At 59.0% G+C, this 12,791-nt stretch carries 8 protein-coding genes; all 8 read left to right on the top strand.

The features are described from left to right. Positions 1–30 precede the first annotated feature (30 nt). Positions 31–3,303 carry a polymorphic toxin type 17 domain-containing protein gene (locus NKJ47_RS20690; protein WP_302329801.1) on the top strand — a complete coding sequence of 1,091 codons (3,273 nt, stop codon included), beginning with the start codon at positions 31–33 and terminating at the stop codon, positions 3,301–3,303. Then, positions 3,300–3,527, top strand: coding sequence for an Imm31 family immunity protein (locus NKJ47_RS00560; protein ID WP_254459653.1), 228 nt, complete (start codon positions 3,300–3,302; stop codon positions 3,525–3,527). Before NKJ47_RS20690 ends, NKJ47_RS00560 begins: the two co-directional genes overlap by 4 nt. 62 nt (positions 3,528–3,589) lie before the next feature. Continuing rightward, positions 3,590–6,913 carry a hemagglutinin repeat-containing protein gene (locus tag NKJ47_RS00555; protein WP_254459652.1) on the top strand — a complete coding sequence of 1,108 codons (3,324 nt, stop codon included), beginning with the start codon at positions 3,590–3,592 and terminating at the stop codon, positions 6,911–6,913. Between the two features lie 2 nt (positions 6,914–6,915). Then, positions 6,916–7,410: a contact-dependent growth inhibition system immunity protein gene (locus NKJ47_RS00550; protein WP_254459651.1), complete on the top strand. Its 495-nt coding sequence runs from the start codon at positions 6,916–6,918 to the stop codon at positions 7,408–7,410. Between the two features lie 397 nt (positions 7,411–7,807). Next, on the top strand, positions 7,808–9,535 hold the full coding sequence (locus NKJ47_RS00545; protein WP_254459650.1) for a VENN motif pre-toxin domain-containing protein: 1,728 nt from the start codon (positions 7,808–7,810) through the stop codon (positions 9,533–9,535). Further along, entirely contained in the window at positions 9,528–10,250 is a 723-nt protein-coding gene (locus NKJ47_RS00540) for a hypothetical protein (RefSeq protein WP_254459649.1), read from the top strand. The genes NKJ47_RS00545 and NKJ47_RS00540 overlap by 8 nt, the downstream gene beginning before the upstream one ends. Before the next feature lie 350 nt (positions 10,251–10,600). Continuing rightward, positions 10,601–11,968, top strand: a complete 1,368-nt coding sequence (locus NKJ47_RS00535; protein WP_429002470.1) for a hemagglutinin repeat-containing protein — start codon at positions 10,601–10,603, stop codon at positions 11,966–11,968. A gap of 162 nt (positions 11,969–12,130) precedes the next feature. Continuing rightward, a complete protein-coding gene (locus NKJ47_RS00525; protein ID WP_254459648.1) occupies positions 12,131–12,781 on the top strand; it encodes a YceH family protein in 651 nt (216 codons plus the stop codon). Positions 12,782–12,791: the final 10 nt, after the last annotated feature.

Genomic DNA, 12,791 nt, shown 5'->3' with positions numbered 1-12,791 from the left:
CGTAGGTAAATTGTCGCTGGGCCACGGTGAGTGGCCAGCAGCGTCGGCAGCCTGGGCGGCAACGTCAGCCTGAGCGCGGGCGGCACCTACACGCAGAGCGCCAGCAACGTGGTCGCGGCCAAGGACGTGGACGTGATTGCCGCGTCGATCCAGTTGCTCATCGCCAACGACAGCCACGCCGCGTCCTTGCAGGACGACACGCTGAAGATCGGCGCGTTCGCGCGGGTGAAGTCGCCGCTGATCGACCTGATCAACAACGTCGATGCGGCGCGCAACTCCGACGGCAGGCTGTCGGCGATGCAGGGCATGGCGGCAGCGGCCAACGGCTACCAGGCCGCCAGCGCGATCAGCAGCATGGCCGGCGGCGCGGGCAGCGGCGCGCTGGTCAGCGTGGAAGCCGGCGTGGGCTATGCCACCAGCACGGAGAAATACAAGGCCGGCAGCCAGACCGCGCAAGGCTCGACCATCAGTGGCGGCGGCAACGTCAGCCTGACCAGCACCAGCGGCAATCTGCACGTGGTGCAGGGCAACCTGAAGGCCGGCGACACGCTGAGCCTGGACGCGGCACGCGACCTGGTGCTGGAAGCAGGCAAGTCCGCGGGCTCGGAACAGAGCAAGGGCAGCAATGCTGGCCTGGAAGTGGGCGTGGGCGCCTCGGTCGGCGCGCAGACCGGCGTCTATGCCTATGCACAGGCCAGCGTCGGCAGTCACTCCTCCAACGCCGACAGCGCGACATGGAAGAACACGGAGCTGGCCGCGCAGAACATCTCCCTCACCTCGAAGGGCGACACCACGTTGCGCGGCGCGGTGGCCAAGGCCGACCGCATCGACGTGCAGACCGGCGGCGACCTGACCATCGAGTCGCTACAGGACACGGCGAACATTCAGTCCAAGGAGAGCGGCTACGGCGGCCGTATCCAGGTGTCCTTCGGTACCGCCTGGGACGCCAGTGGCTACGCCAGCACGGCCAAGGCCAACGGCAACTCCACCGGCGTGATCGAACAGTCGGGCCTGTTCGCCGGCAAGGGCGGCTACCACGTCGATGCGGGCAACGTGAACCTGGTCGGCGGCGCGATCGCCAGCACCAACGCGGACAACAGCGAACTGACCGCAACCTCGCTGACCTTCAGCGACTTGCAGAACCGGATGGGCTACTCGGCTAGCTCCGGCAGTCTCGCTGGCGGGTTCGGTAGCAGCGGCACACCGGCCACCGATGCCAATGGCAACCCGGTGGCAGTGAGCGCGGGCGACCAAGCCAAGAACATCGGCAGCAACATCGCTAATGGGAACTATGGCGCAGTCAACAGCGGCGGGCTGGGCGGCGGACTGCCGATGTCCCAGAGTGGCAACGACAGTACGACCACGCGCGCCACGCTGACCGAGGGCAACATCACGATCGGCGGCAAGCGCACCACGGCAGCGGAGACGGGCATCAACACCGATGCCAGCAAGGCGAACGAGGCGCTGGCGATGCTGCCGGACGTGCGCAAGGTGCTGGCCGAGCAGCAAGCCATGGGCGCGGCTGCTGGGACAGTTCTGGAGACCAGTCGCCAGGTGGCTGGCGACATCGCGGCGAATGCGGCGAAGAAGACCGCCGAGGCGCGCGGTGCCTACCTGGAAGGGCTGAACGGCGATCAGCAAGCGGCGTTCGCGAAACTGGATCCAACTCAGCAACAGGATCTTTTGCTGAGCCAGAGTGCAGCCTACCGAGATGCCTATACCAGCCAAACCCAATGGGGCACCGGCGGTGAGTACAGCCGTGCGTTGCAGGCGGTGACCACTGCACTGGTCGGTGGCGTGTCCGGTCAGAGCGGCACGCAGGTGGCGAGCAATGCGCTGGCGCCGTATGCGGCGCAACTGATCGGACAGACCTTCGACGCCAACCATGGCAGCGATCCGAATGCGGCAGCGCAGTTGCTGTCGCATGCACTACTAGGCGCTGTGCTGGCCGAAGCCAACGGCAGTTCAGGCGCAGGAGGTGCGCTGGCTGGAGCGGGCGGCGAAGCTGCAGCGCAATACCTGACCAAGACGCTCTATGGCGCCGACACCAAGCCGAGCGACCTCTCCGAGCAGGACAAGCAGACGATCCTGGCGTTGTCGCAAGCGGTCGGCGCGCTGGTGGGCGGGATGACGGGCGGGAGCTTGAGCGATGCGGCGGTGGGAAGCATGGTTGCCAAGAATGCAGCCGAAAACAATTTCCTAGGTGATGAGCAAAAGAAGCAGCTTGAGGCGCTCCGTGCCAAAGCCAAGTCGGGCGAACTGACCGCGCAGGAAGCAAGAGATCTCGTCATCCTCGATGTCAGCGACCAAGTCAGCGATGGCTTGCTGCAGGAGTATCGTTCGGGAGAACAGCTGACCGCAGCGCAAATGCAGGATCTGCAGACCTATCTTGGCGCATATGCGGCACAAAATGGTGCCGACGCAGCATGGGAACTCGTTAGAAATGGTCCGAGTCCAAGTTATGGCTATCCGTATGCTGGTTTGAGCAGCGACAAGCGCGACTATGTCGATGCTAATTTCACATGGAGAGACATGCTGGTCGGGCACGACAAGAGCGTTAACGAGCAGGCATTTGTTGATGCGCGAAACAAGTCAGGTCTGTACTACAACACCGCCCCGAATGAGAGCTTGACCCCTAGCGGGATGCAGTTCTCAAACAATATGGCCATTCTCGATACGCTCGGGAATAGCGCTGCAGCGGGATTGGCCTATCTCGGCGCGACGGCGGTTGGCGCGAGTGACAGTACTCGCAATGCATTGACCCTTACGGTCGGGCAGCTAGCTGAGATTGGATCGGCGTTTGTTCTTCCGAAAACAGGGATTTCGCCTATCTTTGGCCAAACATCTGTCGATGCACTGCCCTTCAAAAATCTGCCGCCGATTAGTGCGGTTGTTGATGAAGAAGCCGTAGCATTAAATAGTGGGAAACAGAGTAACCTGGGAAATAATCAAATATTCAGATACGTTGATGAACCTCCATTCGATCCATCTGGCTCAGCTGGTTCTGCCAAGGTTTGGTCAATGAAAGGGCGTATAAAGTATGTGGATTTGCCAGTTCAAGGTAAGATTCGTTATGTTCCCCCTCAAAACTATGATCCTTCAAGTCCACTGCCGCGCGGTCCAAACAACGGATATATTGATAGATTTGGTAACGAATGGACAAAAGGACCATCCCGCACGGAAGGTCAGACTTTTGAGTGGGATGTACAGTTGTCTAGGACGGGTAAATCTCAACTCGGCTGGGCTACTCGCGACGGGTCCCACTTAAATGTTTCATTGGACGGAAGGATCACGCACAAATGACAGAAGAGAAATTTGAATTCTATCAAGAGGTTGAAGTTCGCGCGGGATTAGACCTGGAGTACCAGGGTAAGAAAGGGGTTGTCATGGGAGTTAGTGAGGAAGATGGGGTTGTATACGGGTATGCAGTATTAATTCATGGACATGAGGCTGTGGTTTATTTTGATAAGAGGAAGTTGATTCCAACCGGGAATTTATTCTCTCGGGAAGACTTTTATGAGAAGTAACTTGTAGTATTTTAATATAATAGAGGAGTCCGCGTAGGTAAATTGTCGCTGGGCCACGGTGAGTGGCCAGCAGCGTCGGCAGCCTGGGCGGCAACGTCAGCCTGAGCGCGGGCGGCACCTACACGCAGAGCGCCAGCAACGTGGTCGCGGCCAAGGACGTGGACGTGATTGCCGCGTCGATCCAGTTGCTCATCGCCAACGACAGCCACGCCGCGTCCTTGCAGGACGACACGCTGAAGATCGGCGCGTTCGCGCGGGTGAAGTCGCCGCTGATCGACCTGATCAACAACGTCGATGCGGCGCGCAACTCCGACGGCAGGCTGTCGGCGATGCAGGGCATGGCGGCAGCGGCCAACGGCTACCAGGCCGCCAGCGCGATCAGCAGCATGGCCGGCGGCGCGGGCAGCGGCGCGCTGGTCAGCGTGGAAGCCGGCGTGGGCTATGCCACCAGCACGGAGAAATACAAGGCCGGCAGCCAGACCGCGCAAGGCTCGACCATCAGTGGCGGCGGCAACGTCAGCCTGACCAGCACCAGCGGCAATCTGCACGTGGTGCAGGGCAACCTGAAGGCCGGCGACACGCTGAGCCTGGACGCGGCACGCGACCTGGTGCTGGAAGCAGGCAAGTCCGCGGGCTCGGAACAGAGCAAGGGCAGCAATGCTGGCCTGGAAGTGGGCGTGGGCGCCTCGGTCGGCGCGCAGACCGGCGTCTATGCCTATGCACAGGCCAGCGTCGGCAGTCACTCCTCCAACGCCGACAGCGCGACATGGAAGAACACGGAGCTGGCCGCGCAGAACATCTCCCTCACCTCGAAGGGCGACACCACGTTGCGCGGCGCGGTGGCCAAGGCCGACCGCATCGACGTGCAGACCGGCGGCGACCTGACCATCGAGTCGCTACAGGACACGGCGAACATTCAGTCCAAGGAGAGCGGCTACGGCGGCCGTATCCAGGTGTCCTTCGGTACCGCCTGGGACGCCAGTGGCTACGCCAGCACGGCCAAGGCCAACGGCAACTCCACCGGCGTGATCGAACAGTCGGGCCTGTTCGCCGGCAAGGGCGGCTACCACGTCGATGCGGGCAACGTGAACCTGGTCGGCGGCGCGATCGCCAGCACCAACGCGGACAACAGCGAACTGACCGCAACCTCGCTGACCTTCAGCGACTTGCAGAACCGGATGGGCTACTCGGCTAGCTCCGGCAGTCTCGCTGGCGGGTTCGGTAGCAGCGGCACACCGGCCACCGATGCCAATGGCAACCCGGTGGCAGTGAGCGCGGGCGACCAAGCCAAGAACATCGGCAGCAACATCGCTAATGGGAACTATGGCGCAGTCAACAGCGGCGGGCTGGGCGGCGGACTGCCGATGTCCCAGAGTGGCAACGACAGTACGACCACGCGCGCCACGCTGACCGAGGGCAACATCACGATCGGCGGCAAGCGCACCACGGCAGCGGAGACGGGCATCAACACCGATGCCAGCAAGGCGAACGAGGCGCTGGCGATGCTGCCGGACGTGCGCAAGGTGCTGGCCGAGCAGCAAGCCATGGGCGCGGCTGCTGGGACAGTTCTGGAGACCAGTCGCCAGGTGGCTGGCGACATCGCGGCGAATGCGGCGAAGAAGACCGCCGAGGCGCGCGGTGCCTACCTGGAAGGGCTGAACGGCGATCAGCAAGCGGCGTTCGCGAAACTGGATCCAACTCAGCAACAGGATCTTTTGCTGAGCCAGAGTGCAGCCTACCGAGATGCCTATACCAGCCAAACCCAATGGGGCACCGGCGGTGAGTACAGCCGTGCGTTGCAGGCGGTGACCACTGCACTGGTCGGTGGCGTGTCCGGTCAGAGCGGCACGCAGGTGGCGAGCAATGCGCTGGCGCCGTATGCGGCGCAACTGATCGGACAGACCTTCGACGCCAACCATGGCAGCGATCCGAATGCGGCAGCGCAGTTGCTGTCGCATGCACTACTAGGCGCTGTGCTGGCCGAAGCCAACGGCAGTTCAGGCGCAGGAGGTGCGCTGGCTGGAGCGGGCGGCGAAGCTGCAGCGCAATACCTGACCAAGACGCTCTATGGCGCCGACACCAAGCCGAGCGACCTCTCCGAGCAGGACAAGCAGACGATCCTGGCGTTGTCGCAAGCGGTCGGCGCGCTGGTGGGCGGGATGACGGGCGGGAGCTTGAGCGATGCGGCGGTGGGAAGCATGGTTGCCAAGAATGCAGCCGAAAACAATTTCCTAGGTGATGAGCAAAAGAAGCAGCTTGAGGCGCTCCGTGCCAAAGCCAAGTCGGGCGAACTGACCGCGCAGGAAGCAAGAGATCTCGTCATCCTCGATGTCAGCGACCAAGTCAGCGATGGCTTGCTGCAGGAGTATCGTTCGGGAGAACAGCTGACCGCAGCGCAAATGCAGGATCTGCAGACCTATCTTGGCGCATATGCGGCACAAAATGGTGCCGACGCAGCATGGGAACTCGTTAGAAATGGTCCGAGTCCAAGTTATGGCTATCCGTATGCTGGTTTGAGCAGCGACAAGCGCGACTATGTCGATGCTAATTTCACATGGAGAGACATGCTGGTCGGGCACGACAAGAGCGTTAACGAGCAGGCATTTGTTGATGCGCGAAACAAGTCAGGTCTGTACTACAACACCGCCCCGAATGAGAGCTTGACCCCTAGCGGGATGCAGTTCTCAAACAATATGGCCATTCTCGATACGCTCGGGAATAGCGCTGCAGCGGGATTGGCCTATCTCGGCGCGACGGCGGTTGGCGCGAGTGACAGTACTCGCAATGCATTGACCCTTACGGTCGGGCAGCTAGCTGAGATTGGATCGGCGTTTGTTCTTCCGAAAACAGGGATTTCGCCTATCTTTGGTAAAACCTCAATAGGGAATAATGGAGGTGTAGACGAGACGATTTCATCTGCGATAGATGTAAAAATAGGTGCTGACGTTGTAGATGGTATCGCTACTGGAGTGAAATGGGGGCAGGGCATTAAAGAGCAGGGCAAGCCGTTTGAACAATTCGTTCAGTCGAAGTTGCCGCCAGGGACAATAGATCTAAATTTGATCAAAGAAAATTTTTCAACATTTGATCATGTCACACCAGATGGCGTTGCTATTAGTGACAAAACCTTGGACACCATGTCTCCAACGTATTTCTTGCGTCCTGATAGTATTACCCGGACTTTGAATGCATACGTAGATAAGATGGTAAACTTTGTTGAAGATGGGAAAGGTAATTTTGTTCTAAAAAGTTCCGCCATCAACTCAAAAGTAATGGGGCTTGGGATACCCACTGAATCAACGGCGGCACAAATGGAGGCCATTTATAAGTCGGTTGAATACGCAAATAGCAAGGGCATTAAGATAAATGTGACAAAGGTAAAATAAATATGCGCACTCTAATCGCTTCTGCTTTGGCGAGGTTTAACGGAGATTTTTTTTGTTTAACTACTATGTCTCAAGGAATTCTCGGATTTGCGGAGCCCGATGTTCTACCGATATATCTTCCGGCCAACATAAGTGATTCAGAGTTGGGTATTGCTCTACGATCTTCTTTTGCAGGAAGTAGAAAAGTAAGCGCTGAAGAGTTCCAAAGGATATTTAGTTCCGGAATTATCCAGGAGAGATCTAAGGATCAAGACCTTTGGATCATTAAGAATTATGGCTATAAGTCACGTAGTGCGGCCTATAAAAAAATGGATACTTGTGACGTCAGCATGTTTGAGGATGAGATTGAAATTCAGCCAACGCATAAAAAATCAATAGATGGATTTACAGTTAGAAAAGACAAAGGTCCTTTTGCTTTTTGTTTGCCATCAAATGTATCTAATGCAGAACTTGGTGCGGCTCTGCGGAAAGGTTTTAGCTATTGTACTAGAGGATGACGCCTCAGAAACATTTTCGCGACTAGCGGAAACAGACTGGCTCCGGTAACGGCGAGGTGCGGAAGGTGGGCCGCGACTTCGGCGCGCCAGTTGGGTCTGGCTCCCCGAAGAATTCAACGACCACGATGTTCAGTGGAAATAAAGTTGTTAGAAGGTGGGAGTGATGATTTTTGATCCGGTGAAGTCAAGAGCTAAAGGATTTGAGCCGGTCATGTTCAATTTCCATTTTGGAGGAGAAGTATGATGAAAATAGGTCAACGGTCAATCATGCTCGCCCCAAAATTGGGACCGTTTTAGATGCTTGGCTGGTAGGACTTCACAAAGAAATAGAGCCCGCCATTAGTCGCGCTAATCAGTGCTGCATGGAAGCTCTGATCCGGGGCTGGTTAATCTGCAGGTGGCTGGCGACATCGCGGCCAGTGCGGCGAAGAAGACTGCCGAGGCGCGCGATGCCTACCTGGAAGGCCTGAACGGCGATAAGCAAGCGGCGTTCGCGAAACTGGATCCAACTCAGCAACAGGATCTGTTGCTGAGCCAGAGTGCAGCCTACCGAGATGCCTATACCAGCCAAACCCAATGGGACACCGGCGGTGAGTACAGCCGTGCGTTGCAGGCGGTGACCACTGCGCTGGTGGGTGGTGTGTCCGGGCAGAGCGGCACGCAGGTGGCGAGCAACGCGCTGGCACCGTATGCGGCGCAACTGATCGGGCGGACCTTCGATGGCGACCACGGCAGCGACCCGAACGCGGCCGCGCAACTGCTCTCGCATGCGCTACTGGGTGCTGTGCTGGCCGAAGCCAACGGCAGTTCAGGTGCAGGCGGTGCGTTGGCTGGAGCGGGCGGCGAAGCTGCAGCGCTATACCTGACCAAGACGCTCTACGGCGCCGACGCCAAGCCGAGCGATCTCTCCGAGCAGGACAAGCAGACTATCCTGGCCTTGTCGCAGGCGGTTGGCGCGTTGGTGGGCGGGATCACGGGCGGGAGCTTGAGCGACACGGCGGTCGGCAGCGCGATCGCGCGCAATGCGGTCGAAAACAACTGCATGCTGACGGACATAGAAATCAATCGGATCAAGGAACTAAGTAAGGGCGATGTGTCCGAAGAGGCGCGGCTCACTGCTGCTGCATGCGCATTGGTGAAATGCTCCGCCCAGTATGCGGACGGTAGCGAAGATCAAAAATTCTGGGCTGCTGTTGAGGCTGCAGGTGCACCGCTCAAAGACGAGCAAGAGCTGCTGTCAACGCAGACGTACAAGAATTTCGGCACAAGTCTCGCAGCAAAAACGGGCAAAGCACCTGACGAGCAGCTGTTCGGCTATGGATTCTTGGACGTAGGGACAGATGCCACGACAAAATGGGATAACAGCAATGGACATCCCTTTGCGCGCTTTGGCGGTCTGTTACAAACAGGAGCGGGCGCAGCAGCCATGCTTGCGGGTGGTGGAGGATGCGCAGAGACCGCGATCTCTTGTGTGCTGGTACCTTGGGGCGCGGATCAGACTGCTGCCGGCTTAAGCACGGTGGCGACGGGTGAGACGACTTCCACGCTTGGTGGCATGCTGCTGAGCAAAACAGGGCTGCCCTCTCCTTATGCAGAAGCGCTCTATTCCCTGATTGGATTTGTTCCGTCCGGTGCGGCTGCTGGTCTGGGCAGGTCAGCCACGGCGTTGCCTATTAAAACCCTTGAGCCGGTAAATGCTGTAGTTGGGCCTGCTGACGATGTTGCGCGAGCCACCTCCAACGTGGTGGTTAACAATGCGATGGGAAATAGCTTTGATGACTATGTGCTTGCGACAAAGCTTTCTGGACTTGATGCAAGGGGCTTAGTTGCGACACAGGAAAGGTTGCCAACACCCGAATTGGCTGGAATGGGAAAGAACTATGTCAAGCCTGATTACACTCTTTACACACAGCAAGGAAAGGTGGCCGCGTATGCGGATGCAAAGACTGGAGAAAGCATCCCGTTCGACTTGCAGGCGCGTGGGCTAATAGACTGGTCAGTTGGAACTGAAAGTAAGACATTGATCTATTACACCCCAGGTGGGGATACGCCCATAAGCGATCTTCTGCTAAATTACGCACGCCAACGTGGTGTAAAGATCAAGCAGGTAAAATTTCATGAGTAATTTGATACAAGGCATAACCTTTTCATTGTTCTCTGCAAAGAGCAATTTTGAAAGAGAAATGGTGTCGAAGATTATAGAGGAATTGCTCGGTGCGCCGGAGGAGATAAGGCCTAGAAGCTTTGGTTTTTTTAGTGGCGATAAGCCAATCCGCGAATCGGCTGAAGTGCTTGATTTAATTTTCAAGAAAAGCCAGGTTCAACCCGATGCCATAAGTCTGGTGTTGGAATTTGGTGGGGGGGGCTATCAGTTGCAATGGAATAAAACTGAACCTCCGGAGTTTTGTTTCATTGGTGGAACATTGCGGAATAACTTAATTTCAAGTAAGCCTGGCGCGTTGGATTGTTTTATCGATCTATTCAAAGGGTTGGCGACTATCTTTGATGTCTCCTATGGTGAAATACGAAGTATGGCTGTAAAAAACTGGGACAATCCGGTTGATCTCTGGAAGAGGCTTCCTGATATACCAAGTATTTCCATCTACGGAAAAGATTACATTGATATGTTCGGGAGATGCAGAATAGAATCCGCGCCTTTCTTGAAGGTTAAAATATTGTCTGAAGAACTATACGTGCTTTATGCAGCGGATGATGTCGTGTCACCTGTTGACGAGAAAACGAAAGATCAAATTCGTGCCCATCTTGGTGAAGATTCTTTCATGTCCGGTGGCAAATGGCGCTATAAGGATGGGGTGCATCCTCATTTTAATTTTTCATGATGTAAAGGCGAACGCAAAAAGGAGATAGCAAAGGTGCAGAAAAGCAGCCCCGGCGGCTGCATCCAACTCTCGTTCGCACCGCCTGGAACGCCAGCGGCTAAGCGAGCACAGCTAAGGCCAGTGGCAACTCCTCCGGCGTGACCGAACAGTTGGGCCTGTTCTCGGGCAAGGGCGGCTACCTATCGGCCCGGCAACGTGGACATCGCCTCGACCCTCAACGTTTCGGCTGCGGATGCTGGCATCGCGCTTGGTGCCTTCATCGACGGATTGGTCGCGGATTCCCGACTGGGGCTGGGGGCAACACCGTGGGTTGGCGGCCTTATGGCCGGCATTGGCCTTATGTTGACGGTGTGGAGCAGCTGGCTCACTCGCTGGTGAGCCAGGTCAGCGCCGGCGGCAACATGACCCTGCTCGCCAGCGACGGTTCGATCACCAGCCAGGGCACGCAACTGTCGGCCGAGGGCAACGCGCTGTTGCTTGCGAGCCAGAACATCGACCTGGGCGTGGCGCATACCACCGAGTCCAGCGGCAACGACAGCCGCGGCAAGGGCTGGAGTTTCAATAATGCGGCGGGCCTGCCGTTCGGCAACTACAACCAGAAAGGCAACGGCAATGGCCAGACCGACACCATCACCGGCACGCAACTGTCGGTGGGCGGCAACGCCAGCCTGAGCACGACCCAGGGCGACATCACCCTCACTGCCAGCAATGTCGCCGCACAGGGCAACGTGGCGATGCACGCGGCGGGCGACCTGACCATCCAGAGCGGGCAGGACACCGCCGGCAACGCCAACGTCTCGGATAACAAGGCGATCGGCACGGTGGTCATTTCCGACACCGAGCGCTTCTCCGGCTATCACACCGAGAAGCACCGCGACGACAACGCCACGGTGACGCAGGTGGCCAGCAGCGTCGGCAGCCTGGGCGGCAACGTCAGCCTGAGCGCGGGCGGCACCTACACGCAGAGCGCCAGCAACGTGGTCGCGGCCAAGGACGTGGACGTGATTGCCGCGTCGATCCAGTTGCTCATCGCCAACGACAGCCACGCCGCGTCCTTGCAGGACGACACGCTGAAGATCGGCGCGTTCGCGCGGGTGAAGTCGCCACTGATCGACCTGATCAACAACGTCGATGCGGCGCGCAACTCCGACGGCAGGCTGTCGGCGATGCAGGGCATGGCGGCAGCGGCCAACGGCTACCAGGCCGCCAGCGCGATCAGCAGCCTGGCCAGCGGCGCCGGCAGCGGCGCGCTGGTCAGCGTGGAAGCGGGCGTGGGCTATGCCACGAGCACGGAGAAGTACAAGGCCGGTAGCCAGACCGCGCAAGGTTCGACCATCAGTGGCGGCGGCAACGTCAGCCTGACCAGCACCAGCGGCGATCTGCACGTGGTGCAGGGCAACCTGAAGGCCGGCGACACGCTGAGCCTGGACGCGGCACGTGACCTGGTACTGGAAGCAGGCAAGTCCGCGGGTTCGGAACAAAGCAAGGGCAGCAATGCCGGTGTGGAGGTGGGGGTGGCGCTTCGGTTGGTGCGCAGACCGGCTACTACGCCTATCTGCAAGCCAATTTCGGCAGCCATTCCTCCAACGCCGACAGCGCGACATGGAAGAACACGGAGCTGGCCGGCCAGAACATCCCTCTCACCTCAAAGGGTGACACCACCTAGCGCGGCGCCGTGGGCAGCCTGCTCGCCGCGGCAGGGCACGACCTCAGCGTGACCTCGGTGCTGGGCGACAGCAGCACCGTCACCAGCCACTCCGCCAGGTTAAGACCAGCGCTTCGAGGGAACGGCATCATGCCATGCATGGTGTGACATCAGCCTGCAGAGCCGAGCCTATCAAGCAGTATGCTTCGCTCCTGACCAGCAAGAAGCCCAAACGATGACCGATACCCCCGCCGTTCCCGTCCTTTCTGCCATCGAAGCCCGCGCACTCGGCTGCCTGATCGAGAAGGAGGCGACCACGCCGGACGCCTATCCGCTCACGGTCAATGCGACGGTGGTGGCGGCCAATCAGAAGACCTCGCGCGAGCCGGTGATGGCGTTGAGTCCGGGCGATGTGCAGCATGCGCTGCGTCAGCTCGAAGGGCGCGGTTTGGTGCGGCAGCAGTTCTCCTCGCGCGCCGAGCGCTACGAGCATCGGCTGGCCACGGCAATGGACTTGACCCAGCAGCAGGTGGCATTGCTCGGCCTGCTGCTGTTGCGCGGCCCGCAGACGGCCAATGAGTTGCTGACGCGCGCCGAGCGCATGGCGCGCTTCGCCGATGCGGACGACGTCCGCCACCAGTTGGAACGGCTGGCGCAGCGCCAGTTGGCGGTGCAGTTGCCGCGTGCCAGCGGGCAGCGCGAGGACCGCTACATGCACTTGCTTGCCGGTCCTGTGGATGCGGAGGCGCTGGCGGCCACGTTCAAGGTGCGGCCGGCGGCTTCGGGCCATGATGAGTTGGAAAGCCGGGTGCAGGCGCTGGAGGCCGAGGTGGCGGAGTTGCGCGGGATCGTGGCGCAGTTGCAAGCGCTGCTCGGATCCGCATGACGCGGTGCGT

It is taken from the genome of Xanthomonas sacchari (assembly GCF_024266585.1).
Classification (GTDB): domain Bacteria; phylum Pseudomonadota; class Gammaproteobacteria; order Xanthomonadales; family Xanthomonadaceae; genus Xanthomonas_A; species Xanthomonas_A sacchari_C.
Note: the sequence above shows the minus strand (reverse complement) of the source record. Positions and strands in the feature narration are given on the sequence as shown.

Bases quoted from the DNA above. Each gene is read 5' to 3' on its own strand.
- NKJ47_RS00560 (WP_254459653.1), top strand. From the start codon at position 3,300: ATGACAGAAGAGAAATTTGAATTCTATCAAGAGGTTGAAGTTCGCGCG.
- NKJ47_RS00550 (WP_254459651.1), top strand. From the start codon at position 6,916: ATGCGCACTCTAATCGCTTCTGCTTTGGCGAGGTTTAACGGAGATTTT.
- NKJ47_RS00540 (WP_254459649.1), top strand. From the start codon at position 9,528: ATGAGTAATTTGATACAAGGCATAACCTTTTCATTGTTCTCTGCAAAG.
- NKJ47_RS00525 (WP_254459648.1), top strand. From the start codon at position 12,131: ATGACCGATACCCCCGCCGTTCCCGTCCTTTCTGCCATCGAAGCCCGC.